Source organism: Arthrobacter sp. 131MFCol6.1, from assembly GCF_000374925.1.
Classification (GTDB): Bacteria; Actinomycetota; Actinomycetes; order Actinomycetales; family Micrococcaceae; genus Arthrobacter.
The window spans coordinates 1,116,978-1,132,769 of the sequence record NZ_KB895541.1 but is presented as its reverse complement, the minus strand read 5'-3'; the positions used below and the strand labels follow the sequence as shown (position 1 = coordinate 1,132,769).

13 protein-coding genes are annotated in these 15,792 nt (G+C 63.6%); 7 read left to right on the top strand and 6 right to left on the bottom strand.

Annotated features, from left to right (window positions below):
* Window positions 1-41: 41 nt before the first annotated feature.
* Window positions 42-722, top strand: coding sequence for a vWA domain-containing protein (locus tag C566_RS0105325; protein ID WP_026266404.1), 681 nt, complete (start codon window positions 42-44; stop codon window positions 720-722).
* Window positions 723-1,472 (top strand): PP2C family serine/threonine-protein phosphatase, encoded by a 750-nt coding sequence (locus C566_RS20905; RefSeq protein WP_018773307.1) that lies wholly within the window; start codon window positions 723-725, stop codon window positions 1,470-1,472.
* Window positions 1,473-1,487: 15 nt separating this feature from the next.
* On the opposite strand, the gene C566_RS20900 is transcribed toward C566_RS20905, so the two are convergent.
* The 5 genes from C566_RS20900 to C566_RS0105290 all read right to left on the bottom strand — a co-directional run bounded on the left by C566_RS20900 (window position 1,488) and on the right by C566_RS0105290 (window position 7,473).
* Window positions 1,488-1,700, bottom strand: a complete 213-nt coding sequence (locus C566_RS20900) for a DUF6112 family protein (RefSeq protein ID WP_018773306.1) — start codon at window positions 1,698-1,700, stop codon at window positions 1,488-1,490.
* A gap of 989 nt (window positions 1,701-2,689) precedes the next feature.
* Window positions 2,690-3,703, bottom strand: coding sequence for a serine hydrolase domain-containing protein (locus C566_RS0105305; protein ID WP_196802331.1), 1,014 nt, complete (start codon window positions 3,701-3,703; stop codon window positions 2,690-2,692).
* Between the two features lie 884 nt (window positions 3,704-4,587).
* A complete protein-coding gene (locus tag C566_RS20890; RefSeq protein ID WP_018773303.1) occupies window positions 4,588-5,361 on the bottom strand; it encodes a DUF6994 family protein in 774 nt (257 codons plus the stop codon).
* Between the two features lie 512 nt (window positions 5,362-5,873).
* On the bottom strand, window positions 5,874-6,044 hold the full coding sequence (locus C566_RS22625) for a hypothetical protein (protein WP_155846737.1): 171 nt from the start codon (window positions 6,042-6,044) through the stop codon (window positions 5,874-5,876).
* Window positions 6,045-7,017: 973 nt separating this feature from the next.
* On the bottom strand, window positions 7,018-7,473 hold the full coding sequence (locus C566_RS0105290; RefSeq protein ID WP_155846736.1) for a hypothetical protein: 456 nt from the start codon (window positions 7,471-7,473) through the stop codon (window positions 7,018-7,020).
* A gap of 587 nt (window positions 7,474-8,060) precedes the next feature.
* Here C566_RS0105290 and C566_RS0105280 point away from each other — a divergent pair.
* A complete protein-coding gene (locus C566_RS0105280; protein WP_018773299.1) occupies window positions 8,061-9,926 on the top strand; it encodes a hypothetical protein in 1,866 nt (621 codons plus the stop codon).
* Between the two features lie 191 nt (window positions 9,927-10,117).
* Window positions 10,118-11,101 (top strand): hypothetical protein, encoded by a 984-nt coding sequence (locus C566_RS22015; RefSeq protein ID WP_018773298.1) that lies wholly within the window; start codon window positions 10,118-10,120, stop codon window positions 11,099-11,101.
* A 79-nt stretch (window positions 11,102-11,180) separates the two neighbouring features.
* Here C566_RS22015 and C566_RS0105270 read toward each other — a convergent pair whose 3' ends face one another.
* Window positions 11,181-12,794 (bottom strand): phospholipase D family protein, encoded by a 1,614-nt coding sequence (locus tag C566_RS0105270; RefSeq protein WP_026266401.1) that lies wholly within the window; start codon window positions 12,792-12,794, stop codon window positions 11,181-11,183.
* A 168-nt stretch (window positions 12,795-12,962) separates the two neighbouring features.
* Between C566_RS0105270 and C566_RS0105265 the strand changes: the two genes are divergently transcribed.
* The 3 genes from C566_RS0105265 (at window position 12,963) to C566_RS0105255 (ending at window position 15,709) form a co-directional block, all read left to right on the top strand.
* Complete coding sequence (locus tag C566_RS0105265; protein WP_018773296.1) at window positions 12,963-13,268, top strand: hypothetical protein; 306 nt, start codon at window positions 12,963-12,965, stop codon at window positions 13,266-13,268.
* A 210-nt stretch (window positions 13,269-13,478) separates the two neighbouring features.
* Entirely contained in the window at window positions 13,479-14,621 is a 1,143-nt protein-coding gene (locus C566_RS0105260) for a phosphotransferase (RefSeq protein ID WP_231386253.1), read from the top strand.
* A 119-nt stretch (window positions 14,622-14,740) separates the two neighbouring features.
* Window positions 14,741-15,709 carry a GNAT family N-acetyltransferase gene (locus tag C566_RS0105255; RefSeq protein WP_051082223.1) on the top strand — a complete coding sequence of 323 codons (969 nt, stop codon included), beginning with the start codon at window positions 14,741-14,743 and terminating at the stop codon, window positions 15,707-15,709.
* The last annotated feature ends 83 nt before the right edge of the window (window positions 15,710-15,792 follow it).

Genomic DNA, 15,792 nt, shown 5'->3' with positions numbered 1-15,792 from the left:
ACAGCACTCACGAACCATCCGAACTGATAAGGACTAGTGACATGGCACTCGCAATCGGCGCCGATGACCTCATAGAGAACCCGACGCCAAGGGTTCCCGTAATCCTTTGCCTTGATACCAGCGGGTCAATGATGGGCGACAAGATCCGAGAACTCGTGCGGGGCGTCAACCTCTTCTATGACGCCATCGACGAGGACGATGACGCCCATGATGCCGCCGAGGTGAGCATCGTCAAGTTCAACTCCGAGGCAAGCCTGATCCAGGACTTCTCCAGCGTCGAGCGGCTCCAGCGCAGGGACGCGATTGACGCCACAGGCGGCACGGCTCTCGGGGAAGGGGTGAACCTTGCGCTGGACACGTTGGAGAAGCGCAAGTCAGTGTATTCAGGCGCGGGCGTCCTCTATTACCAGCCCTGGCTCGTGCTCATGACGGACGGACAGCCGAACGGTAGCGCCGTCGAACTGGAGCGGGCGGTCCAGCGTGTGACCGACCTTGTTGCGCAGAAGAAGCTGACGGTGTTCCCGATCGGCATCGGTACTGATGCCGACATGGACGTGCTGGCGAAGTTCAGCCCGAACCGCCCGCCGCTGCGGCTGCGCGGGCTGAGCTTCAAGGAGTTCTTCGAGTGGCTGTCGAAGTCGGTCTCTCGGGTCTCTCGTTCAACGCCGGGCGACACGGTCAAGCCGGACCTCGAGGGGCTGGCTGGCTGGGCGGAGCTCTAGGTGTTCAACGAGTTCCACTATCAAGTGCGAGGACGCGGGCACGAACTAGACGGCACGCGCGGACAGGACAGGACCGCCTACCTGTCCGGCCGCGGTATCCAAGTGCTCTGCCTCGCTGACGGCGCGGGCTCAGCCTCTCAATCGGAGTTCGGCGCTCAGGCAGTAGTGGAAGAAGGCTGCGCGCTGCTCATCGAGCAGTTCGGGCAGTTCGACACCAGTGCCGATGCAGAGCAAGCACGGCAGGAGATTCTCGAACGCCTGCACGAGCGTCTCGCGGGTGTGGGTCGGCGGCTCGGTTGCACGTTCGCGGATCTGGCGTCGACCTTCCTCGCTGTCGCGGTCTCGGCGGAGAGGTTCGTCGTCGTGCACATCGGGGACGGCGTAATTGGCTACGTCAAGAATGGCGAACTGCGTGTCGTATCAGCACCCGACAACGCCGAATTCGCAAATCAGACCACCTTCGTCACGTCCCCTGACGCCGCGAGTTCGACGCGGTTGTTCCGAGGTGCGACAGAGGGTGTGTCCGGCTTCATCTTGATGAGCGATGGCACGAGTGCGAGCCTGTTCGACAACCGCTCGAAAACCTTGGCCCCTGCCTGTGCGAAGTTGATCGAGGCGGTCGCGGTCGCTCCGACGCGACAAGTGAAAAGCCCGGAGCACAAGAAGCGACTGCGGCGGGTGGTCGACACCAGGCTCCGCGAGGCAACCAAGGACGACTGCTCCATCGGAATCCTTGCGCGCCGCTCCTGACCTCCATCGGCAGGATCAGATGCTCGCGCCGACGCCGAGCAGGAAGTTGACCCAGGTGGCCCCGAGGGCGGCGGCTCCGACGGAGACGAGGAATCCGGTGCGTGCGCGGACGGCTGATGAGAGGTTGCCGTTCGGCGATGAGATCGCCCACGCTGCGGCGCAGATGACGAGCATGAGCGCAGCGAAGATGAGCACGACGGTCAGCAGCGCGCCGACGATGGCGTGCAACTCGGCCTGTCCGCGAAGTCGGGGAACACGTCCACGTCACGCAGCTCCTTCCGCTGAGAAGAGTGCCGCGGTGCCCGCGGCGTCGAGGTTCTGCACGCCGCGCGACTCAAGCCGCGGCCGTCCGGTACACCGACGAGAAGTCGGGTCCGGCCGACCAATGGCAGAGTCCGACGCAAAAAGGACCAACTAGTTTGACCGCGGGAAGATGCGGCCGGGCTCGTGCCGCTGCGTCAACACGGGGGAAGGGAATGGTCCTCGGGACCGACTGGCCTGGCAATCTACAGCTTCTGTGAGCTGTCGATCTAGTTGGATGAACGGCACTCTATTTGGAAGTCTTCTATGTAGTAGCTGCCACTAAAGCGGGCCCTGCACGGTAAATCGTGCAGGGCCCGCTTTGTGAGCTCTCAACAGTCCTTGGCTTGATGACGACCGCGCAGGAAGTTGGGTTCAGCGGACATTTCGGAGTGCAGGCATCTGGAACGCTACGCAAGCCCTTGCCAGGTACTGACTAGCTCGTGTCGAGGGTCCAACACAGGAAACGCTGCGTGGGGGCAAATGTTGGCGATGGATCGGGGGTCCCGAGCCGAGAATGTCCTTTGTTCCTTGTCCGTGTGCCCGTTCCTGGTGGAGTGCTACGGGAGTTTCACTGGTGAGGATAAGGGGGCAGGCTTAAACTTGCATTGGCTGGGTAGGGACCGCGGTTTGCGGGGAGCGTGCCTCAGATCGGAGAGCATCATGCTGAGGACCCTGTTGTGTAGGTTGAACATGCGCCACGATTGGCACACGGAAGTCACCGAGGATGGCGGCCGCTACAAGCGCTGTAGACGTTGCGGTAAGGACGACGACCGTGGCGGTGGCGGGACCGGCGGCAGTGGGACCTGGGCTGGCATTGCTGGGATGGGATAGGCCCGCAGGCCAGACGGTCCCCGGCCACGGCCGCCGTGTTCACAACGGTAGGGGCTCCACCCGGGCCCGGCTCCCCATTCTGTTTACTGGCAGAGGCGGTCGAGGGTTTCCTGGGCGGCCTGTTCCATCTGCGTCTGGAGCAGGTCGATGCGGCGCGTGGTTGCGGGGTCCTGCCAAGGCAGCGGGGCGTGCGCCATGGTCATCGTGATCTGGCTGCCGCCGTCGGCGCTCGTGATGGAAATACTCATGTAGCCGAATATGTGCCCTGTATGGCCGTAGCGGAAGTCGCCGGAACATGCGTCAGGATACCGCTCTAGACCGAGTCCGTAGTCCCAGAATTCGGTCTTCTTCTTCATTTCCTCAAGCATGCCGGGGGAGAGGAGCTGGCCGCGGAGGAGGGCCCGGTAGAAGTCGTTGACGTCCTGCATGGTGGAGATGACGCCGCCTGCGGGGGAGCCGACAAAGACCTCGGGCTGGGTGACATCGACCCGTTCGCCGCCATCCATGACGTAGGCGTGGATGTTGTCCGGAGCCCCGCGGTCCGGTTCGGCCAGCGACGTGTGCTGAAGTCCCAGGGGCGCGAAGATGTCTTGATGGAGCACGTCGGCGACGGGCCGTCCGCGCAGTTTTTCGATCAGCTGGCCGAGGGCTAGGTAGTTGGAGCTCGAGTATGCAAAGCGGTCCATATTCTTGGACTCCCAGGGGAGCGTGGCGGCCAGTTCGAGTCCTCGCTGCATGCTGAGTCGTGTGTTCGCAACCTGCTTCAGTGGTCCCGCCGCGTATTCTGAGTCTCCGTAATCGGGCATGCCGGAGGTATGGTTCAGCAACTGGCGGACAGTGATCGGTCCGGGCGGCCGCAGCGTGGTTCGGAAGCTCTCCAGGACATCGTTCACCGGGTCATCGAGCCCGATAAGTCCCTGGTCGACGAGTTTCAAGACGGAGACGGCGACCATCGATTTCGTAATGCTGGCAACGGATACCCGGTCCTGGGGTTGAGCCGGGTCCTTGCTCTCCAGGTTTCGCACCCCGTAGGCCTTGGACCATTCCCCACCAGGCCATCTCAGCTGCACAACAAAGGACGTTGCCCCGCCATCCATGAAGTGCTGGATTCTGGGTTCCAGAGAATCCGTCGCTGCCTGGGTCGCGAAGACGCTCGGCGGAGCCGGCCCGGAAGGGGCCTGGCCGGGAGGGGCTCCCACGCAACCGCTCACAGCGACAAGCAAAACCGCGGAAAACGCGGCACCGATCAGACGAAGACGCGTCCGCCACCAAGCAGGCAAGGCACCCATGAACATCCTTTTACGCTCAAATGTGTCTTCTGGATAGGCATGGCTCTCAAAGTCCCTCCGCAGGCAGCCTGCTGAGTCGGCCAAGCCCGGTCTGAGACCGCCTCCTGGTCAGGGCGTTGCTGAGTACCATGGCGATCAAAGTTCTTCGCTTTGGCATCGATGCAGATCAGCGCGCAATGGTCGCCGGTTTCGTCAGGAATCTGGACGGGCATCTCAACAGTTTGAAAGGAAATGCTGCGCCTCCTAGTCGTAGAGTCGAGCCTTCCGCCGCCCAGGTCCGATTTGCTAACTTACAGGCGGAAAGCCGGTCTGACAGGTTGTTAGTGTCCGCGTGAAAAGGCCGTAACCACAAGGACCGATTGTTAATCTTTGGCCGTATTGGACACTGGTTGTCCAGTACGCCCGAAGATTAACAGGTCCGCGTGTAGATTTTCCGCACTTTAACAATTGTTAATTTCGGACCGCCTGGAAGCGGCAGCAGGCTAGTTTTCCGCCTGCTCGGTTCCTGGAATAGGGGAGACAACTACCACGCTTCGAGGCTTCTCCTGCAACCGAATTGCAGCACTTGCTCAAACGAGAGGCCAGCAAGGCGAACTGGCCGATCTCCTGGGGAGATTCCTAGATGCTGTGACAGGCGGAGCGCCGTGATTCGTCGCCTGTTCTCGCATTCTCGGGTAGGGACAGGCCGGTGTTTATTGCCGTCGGACCTCAATGTCGCGGTGGTTCTTCTCGACCCAGTCGGCCATCCGGTTGCCCCGCAGCGCTATGAACTTCAGCGAGGCTTCCTGAACCCTGACGTACTCGTCCTTCGTGACCGGGACGCCGAGGCGCGTGAAGACCTTGTCCTCATCCTCCTCGAGGAAGAAGTCGATCTTCCCCTCCGGCGTCACGAGATCCTGGAAGTGGAAGAACTCCACGAACTTCTCGAACGTACAGAAGAGTTCGAAGAAGTCCCCATAGTTAGTGGTGACGTCGGCGAGGGGGCTGCCTGGCTCCTTGGCGTAGTGGCGCCGGATGCATTCTAGAGTCAAGTCCATCCGGTCCGCAATCCGTATCCGCATTCCCCTGGCGGTGTTGAGGGTGGGCAGGTGTATTGTCCTGACGGGCCAGATCATGGCGCTGCCGATCGTGTACGGCGGGTCGAAATAGCGGCGCTTCTGCTCCTCACTCAACTCGGCCTTAGCCTCGACCAAGGCCTTGGGCTTCCCCCACCTGGTGTAGGAGTTCGTGATGGCGTCACTGCCGACCGTGAACCACTTGTCGGGCGTCTGCTCGAACATCAGGTAGTTTTTCCGACGCACCTTGGGAACTTCCGAGACCGCCAATTCGAACAGCTGCCCCTCGCATAGCTCCTTCTTCCAGAGCAGCTGATGGTCAGCCTTGAGCCGCGGACTATGGGAGTCCGGGTCCCTTCCTGGAGGCGTGGTGTCGAGCAGGTAGTTGAAGGCAATGTCGAAGACGCGCATGGAAGGAAGTCTATGTGCCCGCCTTTTGCGAACCGCGGAACCTGCAGCTGAAACAACTGCACGGTCGCGCAAGCACTTGGATGATAATCTTCGGCGGCATTGGGCTCCTCCAAGGACCCGCGGCCACCCCTTTAGCCAATCCCTTGGTGAGAACCTGGCGCCGGGCTTGCAGAGCATCGGGCCGCCTACGACAAGCTTCGCCCTGATTTGCTCTGGTTGATGAGTTCCCCTATATCCACGCCTTCCCACACGGGCTAGCCTGGCTCCGCTTCAGTGTGCTGCGTGCTGATCGAACGCGAACTAATCAAGCTGCTGACCATACTTGGCCTGATCAACCGCGCTCTCCCTGTATGGCCGTCCGTCCTACCGCGTCCCGCTGGCGGGCATCTGCTGGTGCGCACAACACTTGCGCCGCTTCCCGGGCAGTGAGGCCACCCTGCCCAGCGCCGTGACTCTGACGTTCGAGGCAGTACGTCAGCTTGCCCTCCATAAGGTCAAACGCCGCCGACCCCCTACGCGGACCGGCAGTCCTGGTATTTATCTATCTGGATGACGTCAGCGACGGCCGTGTCTTCAACGGCCTCTTTTTCGGCCGACATCTCGACTGTGTGGTTGGTACTGTGCCGGAAGGCCGCGTGCGGGTTGGCGGTCTCGGCTGCGAACTCAGGAGCATCTCCGTTCACGGTTGGGACCTCTGGCTCGCTCAGCTTCGGGCGGAACAATCGCTGCGCAAGCCGTTTCCCCCCGGGCACGACTTTGGTGTCCCACAATGGTCTGCCCTTGGTGTCCCACAACTTAGTCGCACCCGGAATGAGGTAATTTTTCGTCAACGGAATCACGTACTTGTCAATGAGAAGCAGAGTGCGGTCGAAGTTTTGCTGGCGACGACGCTCTTCGGCCTCTTCTTCGCGCCTGCGGCGCGCGTCGTTCTCGCGGCTCGACCGCTCGTCGGCTCTAGGCTGGTTGGCCGGCTTCGGACGCCTCGGGTTCCGGTATTGGCTGCGTGGTCCTCAGTCCCAATTCTGACTATGGCAGTTTGATTCAGGACCGGTGTGACGGCTTGAACCAGGACCACCCACGACTCGCCGGTTGCTTGTGACGGTTTGAGTCAGGACCACCCCCATTTCCACCCTGCACCTTCATTCCGTTCTGGCCGGAATTGGAGCACGGCCCAGCCTGTGTCAGGTCATCGGCGGCTCGCTACCGACGTGGGACATAAACCCTCGGCGTCGCGAGAGGTTCCGGCCGTACAGTGCGGGGCAGTTGGAGAATCGAGTCCCTGGTGTCACGACTGGGCGCCTCTAAATCTCAGGGCGAGCAAAAGGAGGCGGATCCGGAACCACGACAGGAGCATAAAGGACCATCTGGTTTGTCCATGTCATGGCGCGCACGGGCTCCTGCGATCGCGGAAATGCGCGGTAGCGAAAGTGGTCCTCGGTACCAAGTAGCCTGTCCATCTACACTTTCTTCTTTCTTTCTTTCCCGCCGGTGAGTCGATCGATCCGGAACGGCCCCGCACGCACACGCGTGCGGGGCCGTTCTGTTCCATTTCCCAACCCAAATGGCCACGGTTCACAACAGTTGGCCAACTGACACCTGCCGAGCCGGCCCCCGGCAAGACCCCGGCGAAGGACCTGAAGATCGGCTCGAAGCTGATCAACGCCCCCGTATGAGCCTGATTGTCTGCACGAGGATGCCTAAGTAGAGAAAAAACGCGACAAAGTTTGGCCTCATTCCCACCGTATTCAAGGTGTCCAGGAGATTGGTGATTGCAAGTGCTAGGCCGATGCCGGACAGGGCCAGCGCTGCAATAGGGGGAGCCAGGGATTTGCTGCGTCGTGCTGAGATGTTCCAAATCCCGCCAACGAGCAGGGCGAGAATGAAAAGGACATTAAGGGCGTCGAATATGACGACTTCGGCCCTCTCGCTCTCGCTGAGGGTGCCGATGAGGGGGCCGTACTGCGTGTACAACCAGACCATGCCAAACGCGGCGAGCGCACCCACTGCAAGGAGCCCGATTCCGATGCCGGTCCGTCCCTTACGGGAACGCTTGGCGTCTTCAGTCTCTGCTGCAATGGCTGAGTAGCCCGGGTGCGGATATTCAGTGCTCATGTGAGTTCCCCTTGAGAGTGCAGGGAGTCCCCAATGCCCCCAGCTGGGAACAACGTAGCAGCCTAGGGGACTTCTTGGTGCCTAAGGTCACTGTCAAGGAAGGAGTTGTTCCGTATTCACTTTTTCGAGGCAGTCATCAAGACCAACCGTTGCGGCCCTTCCATCGTCGCAACACTGGGTGGCTACGTGTAGTTGTTCAGGAGCCGAGCAAAGCGCTCCGCGGGGACCACCGCTGTTGACACGTTCGCCGTGAACCCCGGACCTACATCAACTTCGAGAAGTGCATCGAGATGGGCACCCAGTTCTGCGACGAGGCCCTGAGGCATGACACCTGCTGGGCCTGCAAAACCATCTGGCCTACGTTGCGGGATCACCGGTGAGGAGCGCAAGGCCTGGAACACGGTTGGGTCCATGTCTGGTCGTGGACTCCGGCGGCCTTGGCCGACAACCTGTGGGTGTGGAGCAGTTCGAGATCATCCCGGCACCGTGACCTGCAGCAACAGTGCCGAAAACAGCAGGCAGGGCGCTACGATCATCATGGGCCCGGGGGACCGGCCCGCTGACCCTGGGGGGAACAATTGAAAAAGATGGCCATCCGTCTCGGCGCCGCCGGGGCGCTTACCGCCCTGTCGCTGGCCGGTTTCGCGGTTCCGGCGCACGCAGGCTTCGTACCGTCCTGCGGCCCGATCGTTGATTCGATCAAGCTTTGCACGGCGCCGGACGGGAGCCAGGAGCCGGTGATGGTCAACACCCCGGTTGCCGGCCCGCGGCCGCTTATCGGGGGCGCCCTACTGGTCGGCAACACCCTCACCGTTTACGACGGCGTTTGGGGTCCCTCCAACGCGACGCTCACGCACCAGTGGCTGCGCAACGACGTACCGATCCTGGGCGCCACCGGTACCACGTACCGGCTGACCAGGTCGGACCTCGGCAAGGGCATCCGGGTTAGGACCACGGGCCGTGCTCCGGAGTTCAAAGCAACTACCGTCCAGTCGACCAAGACGCCTTCGGTCTCGGACGCCGCCGGCGCCGTTCCGACGGTCCGGGCGGGGTATGTGGGTTTCGAATCCCTGGGCGCAGAAGATGGTGAATACTGGCCCGTCGTCGTCGCCCAACTGGGGGACTGGGGGCCGAGTGGCGTTCAGTTCCGGTATCAGTGGCTCCGTGACGGCTCGCCCATCCCTGGTGCCACCGCCCCAAGATTTGATAGGACAACGTGGGGCCCGACGGGGCTGCTCAGCCTCCGGGTCACCGGCTACGCCGCCGGCCTCGACCCGGTCTCCGTGACCTCCGCAGCCAGGCGCGGCACCTTCACCCCCGAGACGCCCGGCGCTGTGGTCACCGGCGGCACCGAGGTGGGGGACACCCTCACCGCTGTCGACCTTCCCTGGTTTGACCACACCGACCGGAACACCAGCGATTGGAATGAGCACCGCTTCCAGTGGATGCGCGACGGCATACAGATTCCCGACGCCAACGAACTGACCTATACGATCACCGCCGAGGACCAGGGCCACACCCTGGAGCTCGTGACCACGTCTGGCGGCCCCGAGGCCAGCTCCAATTCAGTGGCCGTCCCCCCGGCCGCGGGCACGGTCATCCCGGCGCCCCCGGAGCCCCCGAAGGTTGAGCTGAAGCCGCTGACGAATGTCACCAAGCCGGTCCTGGCCGGTGCCGCCGTGATTGGCACGGCGATGACGGCGACGGCCGGCACCTGGTCCGAACCTGCCGAAAATCTGACTGTCATCTATTACTGGCAGTCCCCGGACGGGAAGGTATCGGCCACCGGCCCGACCTTCACACCCAACCTGACCCAGCTTGGGACGACGGTCACGCTCATAGCGACCGCCACCGCTCCCGGCTATACCACCGCCTGGGCAAAGGTCACCGCGCCCAAGCCCGTGACCGCGCCGGACCCGACCCAGACCAAAGCCCCGGCCATCCGGGGCAACACGACGGTGAGGGAGAAGCTCACCGTCTCCACCGGCACCTGGTCAGGCTATGCACAGGGACTGACAGAGAGCCGCCAGTGGCTGCGTGACGGCGCCCCGATCGTCGGGGCCACCGGCCGGGACTATACCCTGGTGGGCGGCGACTTCGGCAAGAAAATCTCTGTCAAGGTCACGTCCACGATGGGCGGCAGGATCCTGAAGACCCAGTCGACCGATGCTACGGCGAAGGTGGCTGCTGCGGCGTTGAGCTCGGCCACGCCGACGATCGCCGGAACCGTCAAGGCCGGAACACTGGTGACCGCGAAGCCCGGCACCTGGACCTGGGGCACTGCGTTCAAGTACCGCTGGCTGCGCAACGGCGTCCCGATCTACGGTGCAACGGCTTCGACCTACAAGGTCCGGACGGCCGACAGGGATAAGAGGATTACCGTCCGTGTCACAGGCTCCCGGCTCGGCTGTACGACCGTCACCCAGACCAGCGGAGCGTACTTCGCCCGCTGACCGCAGGCCCCACCTGGTGCGAGGCAAAGGGTCCTGGTGTCGCCCAGACTCCCTTGCGCTCGTTGGTGACCTGGAGACGTTACGCCGTCAATCCTGCACCCTGACCTGCAGCGACGTAGTCGCAGACCGGTCCCGGGCGCTACTATCATCATGGGCCCGGGGGGACCGGCCCGAAGACTTTGGGGGAACAATTGAACAAGAAGACCATCCGTCTCGGCATCGCCGGGGCACTCGCCGCGCTCTCGCTTGCCGGCCTCGCCGTCCCGGCCCACGCCGACGCCGACGACCCGATGCATGCCATCCCGATCGATGCCTACTCCAACGCGGTAGCTGTGCCTGCGGCCGCGGGCCTGATGCAGCTGACGAACGTCACCGAGCCGATCGTTACCGGGACCTTCGTGACCGGCTCCGTGATGAAGGTGACGGCGGGCACCTGGTCGGAACCGTCCGACAAGCTGACGGTCACCTACGACTGGTTGTCTCCGGACGGGAAGGTATTGGCCAGCGGCCCGAGGTTCACGCCCGGCGTGTCCGACGTCGGTGCGACCGTCACGGTCCTCGTGACGGTCGCGGCCGCGGGCTACGACACCGCCCAGGTGCGAGTCACGGCGCCCAAGCCCGTGACCCTGCGTGACCCGGCCCAGACCAGACCGCCTTACATCCAAGGCACGCCGACCGTGGGGAAGGCCCTGACCGTCGTCCCCGGTCTCTGGGCACGTAATGAAATGAACGTGGTGCGCGAATCCTACTTGTGGATGCGTGACGGCGTGACGATCGCCGGGGCCACTGGTCGCCACTACACGCCTGTGGCTGCCGATTTGGGCAGGAAGATCGACATCTGGGTCACCTCGACGTTGAATGGCAGGATCTTGAAGACCCAGGGCGCCTTCTCTTCGGCGAAGGTGGCGGCGGGGACCCTGAGTTCGTCCACGCCGACGATCGTCGGCACCGTCAAGGCCGGGAATGTGTTGTCTGTGAGTCGGGGCGCCTGGACCTGGGGCACGGCCTTCAAGTACCGCTGGCTGCGCAACGGCGTCCCGATCTCAGGAGCCTGGTATTCGACCTACAAGGTCCGGACCGCCGATAAAGGTGCCAAGCTCACCGTCAGCGTTACCGGTGCCAAGCCCGGCTATACGACTGCCACCACAACCAGCAGTTATTATTCGGTGCGCTGATCCGGGAGCAGCCCTGACCGGCCTTGTGCGGCCGGCAGCAACGAGTGACACGCCGTCACTGTCGTGAAGCGCTATGTGCCTAGAACTGGGTGGTGCCGCGCAGCCGGCGGGGGCGGCCGTCTGGGTCCATGAGGAGGCGGCTCATCGGATCTGCCCAGAGGCGTTGGCGCGGCGACACAGGCTCTGGCGTGTGGTGGCGCACGTGTCCGGCGGGTCGGGGTGAGCCCCAGCCGGTTTCATGCCAGCGGTCGAGAGTGTCTGCGGTGGTATTCCAAAGTTTGAGCCCGGCCGCCGGGTCGACGAGCCGGGGGTCGTTCTGGTCCAGGCCCAAGTGTTCGGCCCAGAGTTGGAGCCGGAGCCCGCGAGCCAAAGGCCGGAAAGTGTCGTGGCTGTTGTCAGTGCCGGCCGCGTCCCGGTTTTCGACAGTCGTGTCGAATACGGCGCAGGTGAGCTCGCTGTCGTTGGTCCAAGACCGGCGGTTGAAGTTGTCTGAGCCGCAGGTGAACCAGGTGTCGTCGATGATGCAAATCTTGGCGTGGACATAGATCGGAGTTCCCGCGCGGTTCTCCAGGTCGAACACGCCGACCCTGTCGGGCGCGACCCGACGCAGCATGCTGATGGCACGCAGTTGCCCGATCCGGGCCGCCGGCCCTGCGAGCGGCCCATCAGCGTCGGGGTAACGGGGGACGACGGCGATCACGTTCAGGTCGGGATTCCGGTCGAGGGCCTCCGCGATTCCGGCTGCGACCTCTTTCGACCACAGGTACTGATCCTCGACGTAGATCAGCGTGCGGGCACGGGCGAAGGCTTTCGTGTAGGCGCGGGCAATGCTGCGCTCCCCACCAGGCGCGAACGGAAACGGGGGACGCCTAACGCCGTAGGTGCGCAGCAGCTGCACCGCGTGGGGGCCCGCCGGTGGTGGCGGAGGAGCAGTGGCCGGGAGCGGTTCGGGGTGCCGGGGCATACGGGCCAGTCGTTGCAGCAGCATCCGGTAGGGGGTGCGTCGGTCCAGGGGATGGGGGTCGTTCCACCGTTCAGCGAACACTGCCAGCACATCTGCCACCACGGGGCCACGCAGTTCGAGGGCGGCATCGTGCCACGGCGGTCGTTTCCCGTACCGGGAATCCATGCTCACGGCTTGGGGGTCGCCCGCGTGGTCGGCATCGTCCCGACGGCTGTGGGAAAGGTCGATCCCGCCAACGAACGCGACGTCCCGCGACGGATTGTCACGACGGCGGATGACGAAGATTTTTTGGTGATGGGAGCCAAACAGGCGTACACGCTGATCCAGAAGCACCTCTCCGCCGGCGTCGTTGACCTGGCGACTCAGGAGCTCATTGGATCGGCCGCTGATCGGGGCCGACACGCGCTCTCCGTGGGATCTCCAAACAAGGCCCCGCACTTCCACACCCGCGCCGGCCAACCCCGCGAGCACGTCGCCGATCGACGGTCCGTCCGCCAGCAGCCGCTCGTCGGCGTCGCCACGCCAGTCGGTGAACCACACGCGGTCTCCCGCCTTCAGAGCCGTCAACTCCTCGTGCAGCCGGGCGAAGTAGGTCGCACCATGAATCAGGGGCCGCACTAGATTGCCCTCCGACCACGGCGGCGATCCGGCACCGCCCGCGTGCACGTCTGTGGCCAAATTCCCCCGCTCAGCGCGGCTCAGAAACCACGTACCAGCATCACTGTCCACTCAGTCCTTCTTTCGGCGCCCGAACCCAGGCCACTAGTGTCCGATGTTCAACGTAGCGACTGTGCTGCCTAATGTCACCGACCGGATCAAAGCCGCACTCTGGCCCTACCGGGATGGCGCTGGTCGGCCTATCGTGTTCCTGACACAGCCCGAGGGAAAGGAACGACGATGTTCACCCTGCAGATTAGCTATCCGGTCCGGGACTATGAGGCTTTCAAGAACGTCTTCGACAGTGATCCCGCAGGCCGCGCCGCCTCAGGCGCCCGGTCTGTCCGCTTGTTCCGGGATACCGAGGACCAGAACAGCGTGGCCGTGCTCCTTGACTTCGACACCAGCGACGCCGCGACCGGCTTTCTGGAAAAGTTGCGCAGCCAGGTGTGGGACAAGCCGGAGGTGATAGGGCAGCTGATGACGGCAGCGCCGACAGCCAGGATTCTGGAAGAGGTGGCCCGCGAGGGCCAGGGCGCGGGCTGACCGCTGTTGGCGAGGGCTGCCACTACACGCCGCCAGTGCGGTCCACTCATCATCGTCGTTCCGGTCACAGCGTTTTCCTCACTCTGCGTCTGCACCCGCCTGTGATGGTCACCGCGTGCCTGGTCACCAGGCAAAATGAGCGATCCGACGGCGGTCCATTCATGAGGGTTCCTTAATGCGCACTTCATCTGGACCTCATGCTCTTCGTTCATGCTGGTCACACAATCTGAAGCGGCACTTGGAGCTGATCCGATGAGCTGGTACCTGCCCGTCCCGCAATATGCCGACGAAGCTACGGGCACAACTTGGCGCGTCAGCCGGGCCTGGTTCGACAAGAAGCCAGGAAACTACGTGCTGGAGGTCGTGAGCCAGGGCCGGACCCGCGCTCTCCGTGGAGCCTATCTGCGTCAGGGGCGCTTTGAACTCGTGCCGCTGGACGATCCCGAACTGCCCGCCTTGCGGGCGGAAGCCCAGGAAGGCGAACTTATTACGTATCGGCCCCACAGGCGTGCGGTGGTCCGGGCGGAGGGCCGTTACATTAAGATTTTCCGGCCAGGGCAGGCCATCGCGTCCGCCGAACGCTGCGCTCGCGTGACCATTCTCCTGGACGCCGGCGGCACCTTCACGACCCCCAGGATCCTCCGCAGCTCCGAGGACGTCATCGCTTTCAGCACCGTCCCGGGACCGACCCTGAACGAGCTGAGTGAGGATGACTACACGACCAGCGATGAATCGTTCGCACGGGCATGGGAGAAATGGGCGCGCTCGTGGGTCGCTCTGCTGAGCGTCCCGCCCGGCAACGCCGCACGCAGCGTTCTGAACAGTCTGCCGCTCCGCTCAGCAGAGGTGGAAGCGGCGTATCTGTGGCGATGCGTGAACCGCTGGCTGCGTCACTTCGAAAACGTGCCGGAAATGTCGCCTCAAGTCAGTGCCTTGCGGGCCGCAGCGGAGGATGTGACGAAGAATTTGCTTCGGACGGCCCCGGATCCGCTGGTGTGGTCCCACGGAGACCTGCACAGCAAGCAGATCATCGTAGTCGACGATCGGTCCCCGCTCGGATTGCTGGATTTTGACGAAGGAGCCCAAGCAGAGGCGGCCCGCGATCTGGCCAAGATGGATGTGCGCTTGGAGCTACACCGGCGACGGAACGACTTGTCGTCGGCACGTTACCTTACGGCTCACAATCAGGTGTTGGCAGTAGCCCAGGAACTGCATGTAAATCCGGACCGGTTCCATGCCTACTCGGACACCATCTGGCTCCGGGAGGCATTGGTTCCGCTCCCCGGGCGCCTAGCCATGGCCACTGCCGTTCTCGACGAACGGGCAAAGCATTATCAGACCACTGAGGCATAGCTTCCGTCAGCTCAAGGGTTCGGGGCTGCGCGGGGATCTTGATGAGCAAGCGCGGGTGCTGGAGGAGGCCACCCAACTCACGGGTTGGAGGCAGGAAGACGTCGTGGAGGGAGAGAGTCATGACCGCACAGGAAACCGGGCGAAAGAGTATCGGGGGCCCGGTGTCGGTCCGCCCGCTGCGCGAAACGGACCTCGATCGCGCCGACGAGATCTGCAGGGCGGCGTTCGGGACGTTCCTCGGGATCCCCGATCCGTTCGGGACCGCCGACTATGTCCGTACTCGCTTTGCCGCCGATCCGCACGCCGCCTTCGCCGCGACGGTCGACGGCGAGCTCGCCGGATCGAACTTCGCCGCCAACTGGGGCAGCGTCGGGTTCTTCGGGCCGCTGACCGTGCGTCCGGACCTGTGGGACCACGGCGTCGGGAAAAGCCTGATGGAGCCGATCATGGGTTGCTTCGAGACCTGGGGAAATAGCCACCTCGGCCTGTTCACCTTCGCGCACAGTCCCAAACACCTCGAGCTCTACCGCCGGTACGGCTTCTGGCCCCGATTCCTGACCGCCGTCATGCGTAAACCGGTCGAAGCCCGCGGCGCGGTGCCAGGCCGGGTGACGTATGCCGAACTGCCCGCCGCCGAGCGGCCCGACTACCTCAACGCCTGTCGTGCCCTGACCGACGCCGTGTACGAGGGGCTGGACCTGGAACGCGAGATCGTGGCCACGCACGCGCAGGGACCCGGCGACACCGTGCTGCTGCCGGGCAAGTCGGGACTCGACGGGCTGGCCGTGTGTCACTGCGGACCGGGCACGGAGGCCGGCGCGGATGTGTGCTTCGTCAAGTTCGGCGCCGTACGCCCCGGCCGGCAGGCCGGTGACAGATTCGAACGACTACTCGACGCCTGCGAGCAACTGGCCGCCGAGCGCGGACTGGGTCAGCTCGAGGCCGGGATGAACCTTGGCCGCCCGGATGCCTATCAGCGCATGGTCGCCCGGGGTTTCCGTACCGGAATGCAGGGCGTGACCATGCACCGGCCCAACGAGCCCGGCTACAGTCACCCCGACGCCTACGTGATCGACGACTGGCGCTGACATCCCCGTCCCCTACCGCGCAACATGTCCCGGTCAACTGTTGGACAATCTTCCAAATAGACCTACATCTCTCATTCTTCTTT